We start from the raw sequence: 17,843 nt of genomic DNA, 5'->3' as shown, positions 1-17,843 counted from the left end.
GGTCTCCGATGTCACACCCCCACCAGGAATCCACCCGCGGGCCGTTGTTCGATCCCGTCTTCGGGGCCGACGACATGGCACCCGAGGTGTCGGACCGCGCGTGGATCGGAGCTCTGCTCGAAGTCGAGGCCGCGATCACCGCGGGCGCCGTCGGGATCGGGCGTGCGACCGAAGCGGACGCCGCTGCCGTGGCCGTCGTCGCCGCCGAACTCGCCCGCGACCTCGACCCCGCCGAGCTCGGTGCTCTCGCCGCGGCGGGCGGGAATCCCGTCATCCCGCTCGTGAAGCTGCTCCGCGATCGCGCCGATGCCCCCGCGACTGCCGTCCACGTCGGTGCAACCAGCCAGGACGTCATGGACACCGCGCTGGTACTCCTCGCGCGTCGTGCCGGACGACGCATCCTCGACCACCTCGCTGCCGCTGCCGACGCGGCCGCTGATCTTGCACGAGCGCACCGCGCGACACCCATGATCGCGCGCACCCTCGGCCAGCAAGCCCTGCCCACCACATTCGGCGCCCTCGCCGCCGGGTGGCTCACCGGACTCGACGACGCCCACACCGAACTCGACCGCGCACTGTCGGCGCTGCCCGTGCAGTACGGTGGCGCCGCAGGCACGCTCGCCGCTGTCGCACCCGACGGCATGTACTTCGCCGACGACCTCGCCGACCGGCTCGGACTCGCGCGCGCCGTTGTTCCTTGGCATACGGTGCGCACTCCGGTGATGCGACTGGCAGCGGCGCTCGGTGTTGCGGCAGGCGCGGTGTCGAAACCCGCGACCGATGTGGTGCTCATGGCCATGACCGAGGTCGGTGAGGTATCCGAAGGATCGCCCGGTGGTTCATCGGCCATGCCGCACAAGCGAAATCCCGTGGCGGCCGTTGCGGCGCGGGCAGCTGCACGTCGTGCGCCCGGGCTGGTCGCGACCGTATTGTCGTCGGCCGATCACGAATTCGCTCGCGCCGCAGGGGCGTGGCATGCGGAGTGGGAAGCAGTGACCGACCTGCTGCGCCTGACCGGCGGCGCTGCACAAAGACTTTCCGTGTGCCTCGGTGGACTGCGCGTGCATGTCGACGCCCTTGATCGCAACCTCGGGCTCACCGGGGGAGCGGTGCTCGCCGAGAAAGTGGTGAGCGCACTGTCGCGACACGTCGACGATGCACGAGCTGTCGTCACCGACGCCGCCGCCTCCGGAATCCCGCTCGACGCAGACCCGCGCATCACCGCGCACCTGTCGGCCGGCGAACTGGCCGAACTTCTCGATCCCACCCGCTATCTCGGGCACGCCGCCGATGTCGTCGACCGTGCCCTGGCCCGACACGAAGGACGGTCATGACTTCACTCGCCTATGAACGACATGGTGATCCTGCGGCCCCTTCGGTGCTGCTGCTGGGATCGCTCGGTTCCGACCGGCGGATGTGGTCGCCGCAGATCGTGGCGCTGTCGCCGATCGCCGACGTCATCGCGGTCGACCATCCCGGACACGGTGAATCCGATCCTGTCGCAGGCGCTTACACGGTCGCGGAACTCGCGGGGGATGTGCTGGCGTTGCTCGACGAGCTGGGTGCCGGCGCGGTGCACGTCGTCGGCCTGTCGTTGGGTGGTGCCGTGGGCCAATGGCTCGCCGCCCACCGCCCGGAGCGCGTGCGGTCGCTGACCCTGCTGTGCACGGCCGCCGCGTTCGAACCATCGCAGCAGTGGCGTGACCGCGCGGCGACGGTCCGCACGGACGGAGTGGGGTCGATCGCCGAGCAAATCGTCGGGCGTTGGTTCACGGCCGAGCTGGCGGAGCGCGACCCGGATCTGGTCCAGCGACACGTCGCGATGGTGTCGGCGACATCGAACGACGGATACGCCGGGTGTTGTGAGGCGCTCGCCGAGTTCGACGGACGCGCCGACCTCGCGCGAATCGTCGCACCGACGCTTGTGATCGCGGGTGCCCAGGATCCGGCGACCCCGCCCGCGGTCATGCGTGAACTTGCCGACGGTATCGCCGACGCCGACTTCCACATCCTCGACCCGGGCGCCCATCTGGTGAACGTCGAGCAGGCAGGTCGCGTGACGGCGCTGATCCGTGCGCACATCACCGGTTCGGAGCAGGTGGGTGCGTATCGTTCGGCAGCGGTCGAGGTGGGTATGCGGATGCGACGTTCGGTGCTCGGGAATGCGCATGTGGACCGTGCGATGGCGCAGGCCACCGCGTTCACACAGCCGTTCCAGGACTTCATCACCCGCACCGCCTGGGGCGATATCTGGGCACGACCCGGCCTCGATCACCACACCCGACGGCTGCTCACCCTCGCGATCCTCACCGCAGTGGGGAACGAGCACGAGCTCGACATGCACATTCGTGCCGCGCTGCGTGCTGGCGTGGATCCCGACGAGCTCATCGAGGTCTTCCTCCACACCGCCGTCTACGCGGGTGTGCCGAACAGCAACCGCGCCTTTGCCATGGGGAAGCAAGCGTTGGCCGACCTCGAGGGCTGACGTCGTGACCGTGAAGCACGCAACGCAAAGGTGAGGCTCGCAACGCCGATGGTCGACCATTAACGTTGCGAGCCTGAGATAAAGGGTGCGAGCCTCAGCCGAGCAACTCCCGCAACACCGCGGCAAAGCCTTCCGGGTCACCGGGGGTGCCGTATCCGTCGGCCGTGAACCCGGCGTGGCCGCCGGGAAACATGGTGAGCTCGACGCCCAGCCGCCGCGCGACCTCCGCTGCTGCGCGAGACCCGACTCGACCACAGAACTCATCGGCCTGCGACGGAACAACTCGACCGCCGATACCCACACGCCGAATCCCGGACCCGGAAATACTGGAGAGCGTCCGAGTTCACCTCGACCGAAGGACCGAATCGTGACCAGCTCCGACGACATGACAACCGATCGTGTTCTGATCGACCTGTACAAGGACCTTCACAGACATCCGGAACTCGGGTTCCAAGAACATCGCACTGCTGCGATCGTGGCCGAGCGATTGAGTGCTCTCGGGTTCGACGTCACCACCGGTGTCGGGAAGACCGGAGTTGTCGGGGTGTTGAAGAACGGCGCCGGCCCGACCGTGCTGCTTCGGGCCGACATGGACGCCCTCCCCGTCAAGGAGGAAACCGGTCTCGACTACGCCAGTACCGCTACCGCCGTCGACGAGCACGGCGAGTCGACACCGGTTGCACATGCCTGTGGCCACGACATGCACACGACGTGCCTACTCGGCGCAGCGCAGATTCTCTCCACCGACACTGCGAGCTGGTCAGGCACTCTGCTGCTCGTCTTCCAGCCGGCCGAAGAGCTGGGCGCGGGGGCCCAGGCAATGGTCGACGACGGGCTGTTCGTCAGGTTCCCCAAGCCGGATGTGGTCCTGGGTCAACACGTGGCGCCGCTTCCCGCAGGGAAGATTGCCGGACACCCGGGGCTTTCGTATGCGGGGTCGGATTCGCTGCGCGTGCGGGTCGTGGGTAGAGGGGCCCACGGGTCGATGCCGGAGGCATCCATCGACCCCATTGTCATAGCGGCCGAGGTGGTCCTGCGTCTGCAGACGATCATCTCGCGTGAGATCCCGAGCACGGCGACTGCAGTGCTCACGGTCGGCTCCGTTCATGCCGGAAATGCGGCCAATGTCATTCCCGGTGAGGCGGAGCTCCAACTGAACATCCGCAGCTACGACGCGGGGGTACGGCAAAAGATCCTCGACAGCGTCGACCGTATTGTTCGCGGTGAATCTGCGACAGCGGGAGCCCCGGAAGAACCTGAGATTACCTCGATCGAGCGGTTCCCGGTGGTCACGAACGATCCTTCCGCCCTGAACAAAACGTTGGATGCCTTCGCTACGTGGTTGGGGGAAGACAAGATCCTCGACCCGGGAGCGGGCGCGGGCAGCGAGGACGTCGGAGTGCTCGCCACGAGTGCGGGTGTGCCCCTGGCATATTGGCTACTCGGCGGAGCCGACCCGTCACTGTTCACTACGGGCGACATGGCGGATCCCGCGCTGCTCCAGGTGCCCTCGAACCACTCGCCGCACTATGCGCCGGTCATCGAACCGACGATGACGATCGGGGTCACGGCCTTGGTCACCGCAGCACGAACCTGGTTGCCGACGACATAGCCGAGTGCCGACGCGAACCCCCCACTACCACCCTTCCGGATTCTACAACCGTCCATATGGATTGTTACAGTGGTGTGCGTGACCGAAGAACAGACTCTTCCTTCCCGCGCCGGACGTCGCGAATGGTCGGCCCTGACCGTCCTCGTCCTCGTCGTGGTGTTGATTGCGGTCGACAACACAGTGCTCTACCTGGCCGTGCCGTCGATGGCCGCCGACATCGACCCCAGTTCGACGCAATTGCTGTGGATCGGCGACATCTACTCGTTCGTGCTGGCAGGTCTGCTCATCACGATGGGCAACCTGGCCGATCGCATCGGTCGCAAACGGTTGCTGCTCATCGGTGCTGCAGGGTTCGGTGTCGCATCCGTCATCGCGGCGTTCGCACCCAACCCCGAAACCCTCATTGCTGCACGCGTTCTGCTGGGCGTGGCAGGCGCGACGCTGATGCCGTCGACGCTGGCGATCATTCGTGCCACATTCCTCGACGCGAAACAACGCACGACGGCGATCGCCATCTGGGCGATGGGCGCCACCGGAGGCGCCGCGATCGGTCCGCTCGTCGGCGGTGTCCTGCTCGAGAACTTCTGGTGGGGTTCGGTGTTCCTGATCAATGTGCCGGTGATGGTGATCGTGCTGGTCGCCGGGCCGATCCTGCTGACCGAGTCGCGCGGTAGCTCCGCTCAGACGATCGACGTGCTCTCCGCATTGTTGTCGATCCTCGCCATCGTTCCGGTGGTGTACGCCGTCAAACACTGGGCCGGTAGTGGACTGGACTGGAGTGTTCCGGTCACCGCGGTGTTCGGGCTGATCATGGGATATTTCTTCGTGCGCAGGCAGATGCGACTGCCGAATCCGCTGCTCGACCTCTCACTGTTCCGGATGCCCGCATTCTCGGGCGCGGTGGCTGCGAACGGCATGGCCATCTTCGCGTTCCTCGGGCTGCTGTACTTCTTCTCGCAATATCTGCAGCTCGTCCGCGAATACGGTCCGCTGAAGGCCGGCCTTGCCGAATTGCCGTCGACGATCGCATCGATGATCGTCATTCTGTTTGTCGGTGCACTCGTGGCACGTATGGGAACCGGTCGCGCGATCGGGCTCGGGCTCGGGGCGGGGGCGATCAGCCTCGCCGGGCTCGGCCTGACCGTTTCGATGTCCAGCTATTGGGGCCTCGGTATCTCGCTGGTCCTCCTCGGCCTCGGTGTCGGTATCGCGATGACACTGTCGACCGACGCCGTGGTCTCCGCGGTGCCCGCGGAACGTGCCGGGGCCGCATCCTCGATCGCGGAGACCGCTTACGAGCTCGGCGGAGCCTTGGGGATCGCGGTGCTCGGATCCGTTCATCTGGCGATGTACCGGTCGCATCTGGATCTGCCCGCAGGCACCGACCCGTCCGACGCGGCGACCGCCGAAGATTCGCTGGTTTCGACTGTCGCGACCGTCCTCGACCCGATCGTGGTCGACCATGCCCGGTCCGCGTTCGCGACAGCGGTGCAGACCACGTCTTTCGTCGCCGCGGTGATCCTTGCGGTGTCGGCCGTGGTGGCCTGGCGTGTGATCCCTTCTCCGCGGGGTGCGACAGTAGGGACCCATGAAGCGCACTGATCAGGTGGTCACCCGAGACAAGGAACGGACCCGCCGAGCGATCCTCGACGCTGCCGAGCAGATGTTCTCCGAGCGTGGGTCGAAGGTAAGTCTCGCCGATATCGCTGCTGCCGCGGGGGTGACCAAGAGCGGGTTGATGCACCACTTCCCGAATCGGGATGCCCTCGTCTACGGCGTGATCGAACACGGCATCGTGCGCATGTGGGAGGAGGTGCACGCCCACATCGAGTTGTCGGAGAACAAGTCCGGCAAATTCACCCGAGGCTATGTGCGTGCACTCACCGGCGGCAGCGACTACCTCATGGACATCTTCAATCCTGGGACGTTGATCGCGACGCTCGGGAGTTCCGCCGAGGTCGAAGCGCTGTATGGGCGTGATGCCGAGAAGTGGGACGCCGCATTCGCTGCCGACGGCTTGCCGTGGCCACGTGTATTGGTCATCCGAGCGGCTGCGGAAGGACTGGCCATCGCCGCGGCGAGCCCGTATCTGTCCAGCGACGACCTCGCTCTCGCGCGTGCGGAACTGCTGGCGCTCACAGACGAGCCCTGAACGTGCGGAATCGGAGCCAGGTTGCGAGCTTCAGCGAGCGACGTTCTGCGAGCGTCCCCGCCCGATGACGTCTGCACGCCGATCCGCGACACGGTCGGGCGTGAAGCTCTCCAACCACGCCCGCGATGTTGCGTTCTCGACCCGCAGGGCGGGGTCGACGAGGTGCTCTTCGGCCCGGCGGTACGACGCGAGCAGGGTGCGGACACCGGGCTGATCGTTGCCAGCGATCGTCGTGGCGAGTTCGAGGGCGGTGTCGAGGAGGGCGTCGTGCTCAACTACTTCGGTGACCAGCCCCACGCGCAGAGCTTCTTCGGCGCCGACGAAATTTCCGGACAGGCTCATGCGCCGGGCGAACCCGCGACCCACCGCGGCGGGCAGGCGTGACGTCAGGCCCCAGCCCGGGAGTACACCGACGCGGGCATGGGTGTCGGCGAATCGTGCCCGCTTCGAGGCGATGAGAATGTCGCAGGCGAGCGCGAGTTCGAGGCCGCCGGTGATGGCGGCGCCGTTGATCGCACCGATCACCGGCTTCGTCAGGGGCGCCCAGGGATGCCCGACGGGAACGTCGTCGTCCTCCACCTTCAGGAGCGTGTTGCCGCCCGATCCGAGTTCTTGTAGGTCGAGGCCCGCGCAGAAGGCGGGGTCGGAGCCGGTGAGGATGACGACGCTTGTCCGGTCGTCGGCGTCCGCTGCGGCGAGTTCCGCGCGCAGGGTGTCGATGAGCGCCGAGCTGAGCGCATTGCGTTGCTGCGGTCGGTTGAACGTGAGAACGCGGACGGGACCGCGTTGTTCGACGAGCAGGATCGATTCCGACACAACTTCTCCTCAGTGCTCTCGTGCTGCGACTTGACCTCTGTCTACCCGACCGGAGACGTTCGGCGCTATCGGGGCCGGGGCAGTCCGCGCAGCACCTCCAATACCCGGTGGAGTGCGGGAGCGATGTTGTCGCGTCGCCACGCGAGCGCGATCGGAAGTACCGGGCCGCCGTCGAGCGGGATGTACTGCACGCCGTCGACGGTGATGTGCGCGGTCGACGACACGACGACGGCGATCCCCACCCCCGCGCCGACGAGGGCCAGGAGGCTGTACGGGTCGGGGGCTTCACGAGCGATGGTCGGTGCGAATCCCGCTGAGGCGCACACGGTGAAGGTGGCGTCGCGCACGAGTGAGCCGTGCGCTGCGGGATAGACCACCAGCCGCTCACCTGCGAGATCGCCGGGTTCGAGAGTGTCGCGGTCGGTGAGTCGATGCCCGGCCGGTACCGCGACCATCAGGGATTCGTGTCGCACGGTCTCGGTGGCGAAGTCACCGGGGACGGGGAGACCGACGATGCCCATGTCGAGCAGGCCCTGGGCGACGAGATCGAGCACCTCACCCGAATAGGTCTGCGGACGCAGATCGAGTTCGATGCCGGGATGGCGATCCGCGAGCGCCCGGGTCAGTTCGGACAGCACGGCGTAACCGCTCGCGCCGCCGAATCCGGCGCTGACCACGCCGGTCTCTCCGGCCGCGGTCGATCGCACTACCGCGCGTGCCACCTGGAGCTGTGCTGCGATTACCCGCGCGGGGGCCAATAATGCGGTGCCCGCGGCGGTGAGCTGCACCGATCTGGTGGTGCGCTCGAACAATCGGGCGCCGAGCTCTCGTTCGAGGGTGCGGATCATCTGGCTCAGCGGCGACTGTGCGATGTGCAGTCGTTCCGCGGCGCGTCCGAAATGCAGTTCCTCGGCAACCGCGAGGAACGCCTGCAGCTGACGGAATTCCATGTCGCCCTCAACTCAGTGGAATATCAACATAATCATGTCGAATTAGGTCTTGGACTTTACACGATCGTCCGTCGATAGTGATACACGCCTCATTCATTCGCGGACATGGCCCGCACGACACGCCTCGGAGTGCATCGTGAATCCAACCCCAGAGCACACCGCGCACGACACAAAAGCTGCGCGCCGAGCCGGCGTGACCGCCTTCGTCGGCACCACGATCGAGTGGTTCGACTTCTACATCTACGGCACGGCGTCCGCGCTGGTGCTGGGCAAGCTGTTCTTCCCCGATGTCTCCCCGGCAATCGGCACGCTGGCCGCATTCGCGACCTTCGCGGTCGGATTCATCGCACGACCACTCGGCGGCGTCGTCTTCGGCCACTTCGGCGACAAGTTCGGACGCAAGAACGCCGTCATCACCACCCTCGCGATCATGGGCATCGGCACTGTCGGCGTGGGCCTGCTGCCGACCTACGCCCAGATCGGTATCTGGGCGCCCATTCTCCTGGTCCTGTTGCGCGTGTTGCAGGGCATCGCGATGGGCGGGGAATGGGGAGGTGCCGTCCTCATCGCCACGGAATTCGCTCCACCACGCAAGAAGGTGCTCTACGGCGCGTTCGCGCAGCAAGGATCACCTGTGGGCAATCTCCTTGCGACAGTGGCCTTCCTCGGCCTGACCGCGATGTCCGATGCCGCATTCGAAGGCTGGGGTTGGCGGATCCCGTTCGTTGCCTCCGCCGCACTGGTGGTCGTGGCCCTCTACATCCGGCTGCGGATCCAGGAAACCCCCGAGATGAAGGCGGCAGTCGAGTCCCAGGAGAAGAAGCGTCTTCCGCTGGCCGAGGTGCTCAGCACGCACAAGACGGTCTTGCTGCTCGGAGTCGGTGCGGTGGTCGCCGGTGTCGCGATCACCTACGTCAAGACGACCTTCGCGCTGGCCTGGGCCACGACGGATCTCGGATTCGACCGGGGCGACCTTCTGCTCGTCATCACCCTCGCGCTGGTCGCGCAGGTCATCGTGCAGCCGTTCGGCGCCATCCTCGCCACCCGGATCGATGTGCGTCGAGCAGTGCTGTGGATGTTGATCCCCGAGCTCGTCGTCCTGCCGCTGATGTTCGTGCTCATCCAGACCGGCTCGCTCACCTGGGCGATCATCGGCATGGTCCTCGCAACGGCGCCGCACGCGATGTACTACGCGGCGCTGGCGGGCATCCTCGCGCAGGTGTTCCCCACTCACATCCGTTACACGGGAATCTCGCTGTCGTACCAGCTGTCGACGGCAATCTTCGCGGGTACAGCTCCGATGGTCAGCCAGTTCCTGCTCAATCGCACCGGAACGATCTGGCCGGTCGTCGGACTCGGGCTCGGATACGTTCTGCTCTCGCTGGTCTGCATGACAGCGCTCCTGCGCCGATCGGCCACCGCGTCCGGTGCCGACGCCGAACCTGCGGACCCCGCGCCCGCCCGCGCACCCGCTGCCACCCACTGACTTCCGCCGAGAACACACTGCCGAAAGGACGACGATGAACTACGCACACGAGGATCCCGCACTCCGGGCAGTGCTCGACCGGTGGATCGACGAACCCGACCGTGAACTCACCGAGCGTCTCCTCGACCGCCTCGGCGCCGACGCCGCACAGCGACTCGATGCACTCGCCGCCACCGCCAATGCGCACCCCCCGACACTTCGCCAATACGACTGCGACGGCGAGCGCATCGACACCATCGACTACCACCCCGCCTATCTGGAACTGTGCCGCGCCGCGTACTCGGAGTACGGACTCTCTGCGCTCTCGCATCGCCCTGTTCACGGCTGGACGGACGTGCCCCCGCATCTCGTCAAGTACCTCGCGTCCTACCTGTTCGTGCAGGCCGAGTTCGGGCTCGCATGCCCGGTGTCGATGACCGATGCCGCTGCCCGCACGCTGCGCATGTTCGGTGATCCCGACGTGTTCGGGCCCTACATCGACGGACTGACCTCCACCGACCCGGACGCGGCGCTGACCGGCGCGATGTTCATGACCGAGACGCAGGCCGGAACCGATATCGCGCAGACCGAGACCCGCGCCGAGCGCGACGGCACGGCGTGGCGCCTCACGGGCCGTAAATGGTTCGCCTCCAACCCGGACGCCGACGTCATCGTCACGCTCGCTCGGTTCCCCGGCGGCACCGAGAACTCCACGCGCGGCGTGGGAATGTTCATGGTGCCCAAGCGACTTCCCGACGGAACGCGGAACTCCTACACGATCGACCGCCTCAAGGACAAACTCGGCACCCGCTCGATGCCCAGCGGTGAAGTCACGCTGCACGGCGCATACGCCCTGCAGGTCGGCGAACTCGACCGCGGTTTCCGTCAGATGACCGAGATGCTCAACACCTCCAGGCTCTCCAACGCGATGCGTTCCAGCGCGCTCATGCGCCGCGCGCTGCGGGACGCGGTCGAACACACCCGGGTTCGGGAAGTGTTCGGCAAGACCCTGTTCGACCAGCCACTCATGCGCGCGACACTGCTGCCGCTCGCACTCGACGCCGAGGCAGCACTCGCACTCGTCGCCTACAGCGGAGCCACCCTCGACCGTGCCGACCGCGGTGACGACGCTGCACGCAGCATCGTCCGGATCCTCACCCCCGTCGCGAAGCACTACATATGCAAGCGTGCGCGCACTGTCACCGGCGAGGCGATGGAGATCCGCGGCGGCAACGGGTACATCGAGGACAGGGTGTTCGCGCGGCTCGTCCGCGACTCGCACCTCGGGTCCATCTGGGAGGGCTCGAGCAACGTCATCGCCCTCGACGTCCTGCGCTCCATGCGCAAGAACGGTGCACACCGAGTCCTGGCGGTAGCGATGCGCGCGATCCTAGAATCCGCGGGAGGCGACTGCGCACCCGCCGTCGCGGAACTGTGGGAACGGTGGGATGCGCTCGAAGCCAAGGGGGAGGAACTGCTCGCGAGCGACGACGTGCGCGCTCAAACCCTCTGCGCCACCTACACGGACGATCTCGCGCGCACCGTGATGGCCACCCTGCTCGTCGACCTCGCGTCCGACCGCATCGCGCGTGGTCGCGGATACCGGTCGCTGCTGGTGGCGAACGCCTATCTCAGCGGCCTTGCCGGCGAACCGAATGCCGTCGCGCTGGCACACCTCGATGCCGTCGTCGACGGCACCGACATCGACCCATCCGTTGCGCACGCCGCGGCGACGGACTCACTTGCAGGAGCACGCTGATGACCGAGAATCCCGTCACCGGACCGGCGCCCCTCGCCGGAGTCAAAGTGGTCGATCTGTCCAAGATCCTGGCCGGACCGTACGCAACGATGTCGTTCGCCGACCTCGGCGCCGACGTGACCAAAGTGGAGCATCCCGACGGCGGCGACCCCACACGCACGTGGGGCCCCCCTTTCGTCGGGGACGACGCCACCTACTATCTCGCGGTCAACCGCGGCAAGAAGTCGGTGACCCTCGACCTGAAATCGGAGGAAGGGCAGCGGATCGTCCACCGGATGCTCGAGGACGCCGACGTCGTCGTGGAGAACTTCAAACCGGGCAGCGGACTGCAGAAGATCTTCGACTATCGCGCACTGTCGGAACGGCACCCGCATCTCGTCGTCCTGCACATCTCGGCGTTCGGCGACGAAGGACCTTTGGCGGACCAGCCGGGCTACGACATGGTCGCGCAGGCCGCAGGCGGGCTGATGTCGTTGACCGGCGAGCCGGGTGGCGCACCCATGAAGTCCGGTTACGCGATGGGTGACCTCGGCGCAGCCCTGTTCGGTGTGATCGGCGTGCTCGCGGCCCTGGTCGAACGGAGCCGGACGGGACGTGGCCAGTACGTCACCACATCGCTGTTCGAATGCCAGCTCGCGATGCACGTCAACTGGGCGACCAACTACTTCGCGACGAAACAGCGCCCGCATGCCCTCGGCTCCGCGCATCCCAATCTTGCCCCGTACCAGGCATATCCGGCCAGCGATGGCTATTTCGTCGTCGCCGTCGGCAACGACGGATTGTGGGATGCCCTGTGCCGGGCGATGGGTCGCGCAGAACTTGCGATCGACCCGCGGTTCCACCGCAACCGAGACCGCATCGAGCACCGCGACGAACTCGAGCAGGTGCTCACCGAGGCATTCGCCGCGAATACCGTCGAGTACTGGTGCCGGGTACTCGAGGAACACGCGGTGCCGGTCTCGCCGATACGACACCTCGACGAGATCTACGACGACCCGCACACCGCCGCGATCGGCATGATCGGCACCGTCGAGCACCCCTCGGGCCCGCTCGAGCAGATCGCCTTCCCCGTCAACTTCGGGGGAGCGCGTCCACCGCTGCGTTCGGCGCCGCCGGCGCACGGTGAGCACACCGACGACGTGCTGGAGAGGTATCGGACCGCCCCCGTCTGACATTTGTCCTGATTCGGGTGTCGGTAGCGTCGCCATGTGCAGGAAGATCCCTATGTGCCCTGATCAGCTCGCTGCCTCGTGCATTTAGGTGGTCTGTGGTGGTCTCGTTGATAGGCAGTGGCAATGCTGTGCTGGTGGTCGGCTTTTCAGGGGGCATCTTCGCCGCCCAACGTCGATTGCGGACAGTGGGAGATAGATGTGGACGCTCAGATGAGTGTTGCGTTGTATGCCGCGAGGTGGGATCTGATCAACTCCGTCCCGGCGCGGTCATCGAGCGTGATCGGGCCCCGGGACACGGTCATCAGGTCATGCAGCCTCACGCCTGCATGGGATGTGATTGTCATGATGACGGAGAACTTGTCCTCGTCATTGCGTGCCCGGTACTTGATGCCGAGCACGCCGTCGGTCCCGCGCAGGATGGATGCTGCCCAGTCTCGGGTGGTCCGGTAGTCGACGGGGTCGCATTTCGTCGGCCAGGTGTCTTGGCCGATCGCTGCCAGATGAGAGCCGTGCAGCAGTGCGACCGGGACATCGTCGGTGACGGTGACCTGGGACAGGACTCGACCGGCCAGCTTGGCCTTCCTCAGGATTCTGGGAACGTGATCATCCAACGGCAGCGACCGGCAGTAGGTCTCCGCTATACACGTGGAGATGTCCTCCCCGAAATAGCTGTAGTGGTACGACCCGTCGGACGAGTCGAACCGTCCGCCTCCCGCTCCCGCCGGGGTCGGATTCAGGGTCAGGGCTCCCCGGTTCGGGTCGCCGGAGTGGATACGCCAGAGCGTGGTTCCGGCGGTGAGCGACCCGATGTGCGCGGTGACTGATGCCGGTGGTGGGCGGTTAGGCAATGTCGTCCGCGATCTCGGCATCCAGCAACGCGCGCACGGCGTCGAGCGATCCCTCGTTCAGAAGTTGGGCTGGAGACTTGCGGTCTTCGGCCGACGGGTTGGGTGAGAGCCACCATGACGCGACACCCCACGGGTCATCTCGGGCACCGAGATCCACGTTGCCTTTCCGCGCTACCTGATTCGCCTCGTCGGACTGCGAGAACTGAAACTCCGGATACCGGAACTTCCCGGCCCGTTTGAGTCCGATGACTTCGCCTTTGGCGCTGAGTTTGCGTAGCGCATCGCTGGGGTTGGTCCAGTTCTTGTTGTACTGGTTTGCGACCTCTTTGGCGGACAGGTGCGGGAACGACAGGATGTGTTCGACGGCGTCGCCCAGGACTGTCTTTTCGTCGAGGATGTCGTCCGATTCGATGAGTTCGAGGATCGGGTCGTCTCGATCGATCCGTCCGGCGAGCATGATGCGGGTGACCCTGTCGGCGATCAGGCGCATGCTTGGTCTCCTGTACAGCTCGGCTCGCATCCGGGCGATGAATTCGTGGTCGCTTGTGCTGCTGCGTTGTGGTTGTGGATCTGGCTGGTAGCTCGAGCCTGAGGTCTTGTGTGCCATGTCCCTCCTCGGTGCCCGGACGGGTGCCCTGAACACGATTCTATATAGAAGTCTACTGTAGATTGATCGGGCAGTGGCAGCGCGCGGAAAGAGCTCCCACTGTCATTGAGCCCACCTGACCTTGCCGGGTACCTGGACCGCTGCCGGCAGGCGCAGTGCGGGCGCCGGTGGGAAGCACTGTGATCGCCGCCGCGGGCGCGGGGGCGCGCGGAGGTCGCCTTCGTGGTAGCCGAGATGCCGGAATCCGCTCGGTGTGCACCGGCCACGGGTAGCTGATGTTCGATTCGATGTCGACTTTGCGCATGGCCTCGATGACGGCGTCGCTGTGTGGGTGTTGTTCGGGCTGGTGCCCGGCAGTCGGAACCCTCCGGGTTGCTCGAGGTCGGACAGCAGCCCTTCATGGCGTCGGGCGACGGCGTTGCGGCCCGCAGTGTAATGGTCGAGGCGGGTCAGCTTGTGCCCCAGGATGTCCGCTTGCACCTCGCGGAGGCGGGAGTTGTGTCCGGATGAGGGGCGCTCGTACCGCGCGTCCCGTCTGACATTTGTCATCGTGATCTTGTGACAGGCGGGGATCGCGGCGCACCCCGCGACGCAGCAGACTCCTGATCATGGACAACATGGATGGCGCAGCCATCGAGCTGCGCGGCGTCGTCAAGAGTTTCCGGCCCCGTGGCGGCGACGAAGTACGCGCCGTCGACCACCTCGACCTGACCGTGCAGCGCGGCGAAGTCGTCGCGCTGCTCGGCCCGAACGGCGCGGGCAAGACCACCACCCTCGACATGGTGCTGGGCTTCACCGAACCCACCGCCGGAGTGGTGTCGGTCTTCGGGAAACCGCCACGGCACGCCATCGCCGCAGGCCAAGTCTCTGCGGTACTCCAGACCGGAGGGCTGTTGCGCGACCTCACCGTCCGCGAGACCGTGCAGATGATCGCCTCCACCTTCCCCGAGCACCGCGACGTCGACGAGGTCCTCGAGCGGGCCGGGGTCGCGACACTTTCGGGCCGCATGGTGTCGAAGTGCTCGGGCGGTGAACAGCAACGATTGCGTTTTGCCCTCGCCCTGCTACCCGACCCCGACCTGATCGTCCTCGACGAACCGACCGCGGGGATGGACGTCGGAGCGCGCCGCGACTTCTGGACGACGATGCACGCCGAGGCCGACCGAGGACGCACCGTTGTCTTCGCCACCCACTACCTCGAAGAGGCCGACTCGTTCGCGGATCGCATCGTGATGGTCGCCGGGGGGCGCGTCGTCGCCGATGGCCCGACCTCCGAGATCCGTGCGCTCGCGACCGGACGGATCGTCTCCGCCGACATCGCCCACGGACGCGAAGACGACGTGCGCGCGGTGTTGGCGTCGCACCCCGGTGTCGCGGGTATCTCCGTGATGGGCAACCGGATCGAAATCAGGGCAACGGATTCCGACGGGGTGGCCCGCACGCTCCTTGTCGACCTCGGTGCCACCAACCTCGAAATCACCGGTGGTTCGCTCGAAACCGCGTTCCTCACACTCACCGAGAAGGTGCCCGCATGACAACTACGTTCATCCGCCTCGAATTGCGCCGCAAGTTCCGTGATTACGTGAGCGTCTTCTTCATCGCGATCCTGCCCGCCTTCTTCTACATCATCTTCGGTGCATCGCAGTCGTATTCGTCCGAATCGGCCGGCCACGGCAACGTCGCCATGTACATCATGATCTCGATGGCCGCATACGGCGCGGTCACCGCGACCACCGGCATCGGCGGGATGGCCGCCGTCGAACGCATGCAGGGGTGGGGACGTCAACTCGGTCTGACGCCACTGACGGATGCGGGATTCGTCGCGATGAAAGCGACCGTCGCGCTGGTGTTCGCCGCCATTCCCATCGCACTGATCTTCATCCTGGGTGTGTTCACGGGAGCATCGGGGGAGTGGAAGGCCTGGATCCTGAGTTCGATCGCCGTGCTAGTCGGTGCCGCCGTGTTCTCCGTGTACGGCCTGATGTTCGGCCTCGCATTCCGATCGGAGGCCGCTGTCGGCGCCGCGAGCGGCAGCCTGGTGGTTCTCGCATTCCTCGGCAACATCTTCATTCCGCTCTCCGGCACCATGCTCGCCATCGCGAAGTTCACGCCGCTCTACGGCTACGTGGCGCTCGCCCGGTACCCTCTGACCGAGGGCGTCCTGATCGACAGCAACGGCAACCCCCTACCTGCCGAACCGCTGTGGGTACCGGCGCTCAACTTGTCGGTGTGGGCGGTGATCTTCGTGGTTCTCTCGACCTACCTGGTGAAACGAGGGCGGGGCCGGCAGTGACCGAAAGCGGACGAACGGACGAGGACCCGTGGGCTCGGTTCGGATGGTTCATGGCCACCGTGTGGCTACTGTTCCTGATCTACCCCCTGTCCGAGGTGGTGACCACAGGATCGGCCCTCGGCAGGACGCTCGGCAGTGCGGGCATCGCCGCATTCGCGATCGTGTACATCCACGGCTTCCGTTCGCTCTATACCGAGAAGGCACCCCCGGCCCGTATCGCGGCCATCCACTTACCGCTACTGGTGCTGCTGATCTGCGCTGTGAGCCTGCACATCGGTACGGCCGCACTGGGTATGGGTGCTTTCGTCGTGTCCTTCGCGATGTTCACGCTGACGTTCGTGCCGAGGATGATCGTCCTCGCTGTCGTCGCCGCTGTATGCCTGCTGGTGCCGTGGTGGAACGGCACCCTTCGTGACGACTTCTTCTATACGTTGATCGTCGTGCTGGTGGGTGGGATCACCGCGGTGATCCGCGCAGTCGGCGACCGCGACGACGAATACAACGCACTGCGCAACGAACTCGTGATCGCCGACGAACGCGACCGCGTCGCCCGCGACGTGCACGACGTCCTCGGCCACAGCCTCACCGCAGTCACCGTGAAAGCCGAACTGGCCGAACGACTCGTCGACGTCGACCCGCAACGAGCGAAAGCGGAGCTCGCTGCGATCCGTTCCCTCACCCGCGAAGCCCTCGGTGAAGTGCGGGCCACGGTCACAGGGCTGCGTGTCGCGCGGCTCGGCGACGAACTCGACCGCGCAGGCACCGCACTCGGCGACGCCGGGATCGACGTCGAAATACGCGGCGACGCCTCCGTCGTCGACCCCCGCTATCGCCTTGTGCTCGGCTGGGTGCTGCGAGAAGCGGTCACCAATGTGGTGCGGCACAGCAACGCGTATCACTGCAAGATAGACCTCGACGGACATTCGTTGCGCGTCACCGACGACGGTGTGGGCACCGACGGCATTCGCGAGGGCAACGGCCTGCGAGGTCTACGCGATCGAGTCCGATCGGCAGGCGGGAAGTTCACCGTCGGTACAGGACCCGCGGGGGCAGGCACAGAGCTGAAAGTGGAGTTCGGATGATTCGCGTGTTGTTGGCCGACGACCAGGCACTCGTGCGCGGCGCGTTGGCAGCCCTGCTCGGACTCGAAGGGGACATCGAGGTCGTCGCCGAAGTAGGCAGAGGCGACGAGGTCATCGCCGCAGCACGGTCGAGCAACGCCGAAGTGTGCCTGCTCGACATCGAAATGCCGGGGCTCGACGGGATCACGGCGGCCGGGGAACTCGCCCGCGAACTACCCGACGTGCGGTCGCTGATCGTCACCACCTTCGGCAGACCCGGTTACCTTCGCTCTGCCCTCGAAGCGGGTGCGTCGGGGTTCGTCGTCAAAGACACGCCCGCCGCCGAACTCGCCGAAGCGGTGAGGCGAGTTCGGCGAGGCGAACGTGTCGTGGATCCGGCGCTGGCCGCCGAGTCCATCGCCGGTGGCAACAACCCCCTCACCGACCGCGAACGCGACGTGCTGCGCGCGGCATTGGACGGTGTGCCCGTCGCCGCGATCGCCTCAGCTGTGCACCTGTCGCAGGGGACGGTGCGCAACTACCTGTCGTCGGCGATCGGGAAGACGGGGACGACGACGAGGGTCGAAGCGGCACGGCGAGCCCAGCAGAACGGGTGGATCTGA

18 protein-coding genes are annotated in these 17,843 nt (G+C 66.1%); 12 read left to right on the top strand and 6 right to left on the bottom strand.

The genetic code is table 11. From position 1 onward, the window contains the following. Window positions 1-8: 8 nt before the first annotated feature. The gene (locus ACTDXD_RS04600) at window positions 9-1,334 is read left to right on the top strand and encodes a lyase family protein (protein WP_440125999.1); all 1,326 of its coding nucleotides are present in this window, start codon (window positions 9-11) and stop codon (window positions 1,332-1,334) included. Beyond that, window positions 1,331-2,485, top strand: a complete 1,155-nt coding sequence (gene pcaDC / locus ACTDXD_RS04595) for a bifunctional 3-oxoadipate enol-lactonase/4-carboxymuconolactone decarboxylase PcaDC (RefSeq protein WP_440125998.1) — start codon at window positions 1,331-1,333, stop codon at window positions 2,483-2,485. Before ACTDXD_RS04600 ends, pcaDC begins: the two co-directional genes overlap by 4 nt. 94 nt (window positions 2,486-2,579) lie before the next feature. On the opposite strand, the gene ACTDXD_RS04590 is transcribed toward pcaDC, so the two are convergent. After that, window positions 2,580-2,786 (bottom strand): hypothetical protein, encoded by a 207-nt coding sequence (locus ACTDXD_RS04590; protein ID WP_440125997.1) that lies wholly within the window; start codon window positions 2,784-2,786, stop codon window positions 2,580-2,582. Window positions 2,787-2,870: 84 nt separating this feature from the next. Here ACTDXD_RS04590 and ACTDXD_RS04585 point away from each other — a divergent pair, with 84 nt between their 5' ends. The 3 genes from ACTDXD_RS04585 to ACTDXD_RS04575 all read left to right on the top strand — a co-directional run bounded on the left by ACTDXD_RS04585 (window position 2,871) and on the right by ACTDXD_RS04575 (window position 6,249). After that, complete coding sequence (locus tag ACTDXD_RS04585; protein ID WP_440127535.1) at window positions 2,871-4,097, top strand: amidohydrolase; 1,227 nt, start codon at window positions 2,871-2,873, stop codon at window positions 4,095-4,097. 78 nt (window positions 4,098-4,175) lie between these two features. Beyond that, the gene (locus ACTDXD_RS04580; protein WP_440125996.1) at window positions 4,176-5,699 is read left to right on the top strand and encodes an MFS transporter; all 1,524 of its coding nucleotides are present in this window, start codon (window positions 4,176-4,178) and stop codon (window positions 5,697-5,699) included. Further along, the gene (locus ACTDXD_RS04575; protein WP_440125995.1) at window positions 5,686-6,249 is read left to right on the top strand and encodes a TetR/AcrR family transcriptional regulator; all 564 of its coding nucleotides are present in this window, start codon (window positions 5,686-5,688) and stop codon (window positions 6,247-6,249) included. Before ACTDXD_RS04580 ends, ACTDXD_RS04575 begins: the two co-directional genes overlap by 14 nt. A gap of 30 nt (window positions 6,250-6,279) precedes the next feature. On the opposite strand, the gene ACTDXD_RS04570 is transcribed toward ACTDXD_RS04575, so the two are convergent. Next, the gene (locus ACTDXD_RS04570) at window positions 6,280-7,065 is read right to left on the bottom strand and encodes an enoyl-CoA hydratase (RefSeq protein ID WP_440125994.1); all 786 of its coding nucleotides are present in this window, start codon (window positions 7,063-7,065) and stop codon (window positions 6,280-6,282) included. A 65-nt stretch (window positions 7,066-7,130) separates the two neighbouring features. After that, complete coding sequence (locus tag ACTDXD_RS04565; RefSeq protein ID WP_440125993.1) at window positions 7,131-8,015, bottom strand: LysR substrate-binding domain-containing protein; 885 nt, start codon at window positions 8,013-8,015, stop codon at window positions 7,131-7,133. Window positions 8,016-8,151: 136 nt separating this feature from the next. Here ACTDXD_RS04565 and ACTDXD_RS04560 point away from each other — a divergent pair, with 136 nt between their 5' ends. From ACTDXD_RS04560 to ACTDXD_RS04550, 3 genes are read left to right on the top strand one after another with little or no spacing between them, the layout of a single operon-like run. Further along, entirely contained in the window at window positions 8,152-9,501 is a 1,350-nt protein-coding gene (locus ACTDXD_RS04560; protein WP_440125992.1) for an MFS transporter, read from the top strand. Between the two features lie 34 nt (window positions 9,502-9,535). Further along, window positions 9,536-11,239, top strand: a complete 1,704-nt coding sequence (locus ACTDXD_RS04555; RefSeq protein WP_440125991.1) for an acyl-CoA dehydrogenase family protein — start codon at window positions 9,536-9,538, stop codon at window positions 11,237-11,239. Next, on the top strand, window positions 11,239-12,411 hold the full coding sequence (locus tag ACTDXD_RS04550; protein ID WP_440125990.1) for a CaiB/BaiF CoA transferase family protein: 1,173 nt from the start codon (window positions 11,239-11,241) through the stop codon (window positions 12,409-12,411). Before ACTDXD_RS04555 ends, ACTDXD_RS04550 begins: the two co-directional genes overlap by 1 nt. A gap of 206 nt (window positions 12,412-12,617) precedes the next feature. Here ACTDXD_RS04550 and ACTDXD_RS04545 read toward each other — a convergent pair whose 3' ends face one another. The 3 genes from ACTDXD_RS04545 to ACTDXD_RS04535 all read right to left on the bottom strand — a co-directional run bounded on the left by ACTDXD_RS04545 (window position 12,618) and on the right by ACTDXD_RS04535 (window position 14,415). Further along, window positions 12,618-13,259 carry an RES family NAD+ phosphorylase gene (locus tag ACTDXD_RS04545; RefSeq protein ID WP_440125989.1) on the bottom strand — a complete coding sequence of 214 codons (642 nt, stop codon included), beginning with the start codon at window positions 13,257-13,259 and terminating at the stop codon, window positions 12,618-12,620. Further along, entirely contained in the window at window positions 13,252-13,749 is a 498-nt protein-coding gene (locus tag ACTDXD_RS04540; protein ID WP_440125988.1) for a hypothetical protein, read from the bottom strand. The genes ACTDXD_RS04545 and ACTDXD_RS04540 overlap by 8 nt, the downstream gene beginning before the upstream one ends. Before the next feature lie 219 nt (window positions 13,750-13,968). Beyond that, window positions 13,969-14,415: a DegT/DnrJ/EryC1/StrS family aminotransferase gene (locus tag ACTDXD_RS04535; RefSeq protein WP_440125987.1), complete on the bottom strand. Its 447-nt coding sequence runs from the start codon at window positions 14,413-14,415 to the stop codon at window positions 13,969-13,971. Between the two features lie 68 nt (window positions 14,416-14,483). Here ACTDXD_RS04535 and ACTDXD_RS04530 point away from each other — a divergent pair, with 68 nt between their 5' ends. From ACTDXD_RS04530 to ACTDXD_RS04515, 4 genes are read left to right on the top strand one after another with little or no spacing between them, the layout of a single operon-like run. Continuing rightward, window positions 14,484-15,401: an ABC transporter ATP-binding protein gene (locus ACTDXD_RS04530; protein WP_440127534.1), complete on the top strand. Its 918-nt coding sequence runs from the start codon at window positions 14,484-14,486 to the stop codon at window positions 15,399-15,401. Continuing rightward, a complete protein-coding gene (locus ACTDXD_RS04525) occupies window positions 15,398-16,159 on the top strand; it encodes an ABC transporter permease (protein ID WP_440125986.1) in 762 nt (253 codons plus the stop codon). Before ACTDXD_RS04530 ends, ACTDXD_RS04525 begins: the two co-directional genes overlap by 4 nt. Then, entirely contained in the window at window positions 16,156-17,241 is a 1,086-nt protein-coding gene (locus ACTDXD_RS04520) for a sensor histidine kinase (protein WP_440125985.1), read from the top strand. Before ACTDXD_RS04525 ends, ACTDXD_RS04520 begins: the two co-directional genes overlap by 4 nt. Next, the gene (locus tag ACTDXD_RS04515; protein ID WP_440125984.1) at window positions 17,238-17,843 is read left to right on the top strand and encodes a response regulator; all 606 of its coding nucleotides are present in this window, start codon (window positions 17,238-17,240) and stop codon (window positions 17,841-17,843) included. The genes ACTDXD_RS04520 and ACTDXD_RS04515 overlap by 4 nt, the downstream gene beginning before the upstream one ends.

This window comes from Rhodococcus sp. SJ-3, from assembly GCF_051918125.1.
Lineage (GTDB): Bacteria > Actinomycetota > Actinomycetes > Mycobacteriales > Mycobacteriaceae > Rhodococcus.
Note: the sequence above shows the minus strand (reverse complement) of the source record. Positions and strands in the feature narration are given on the sequence as shown.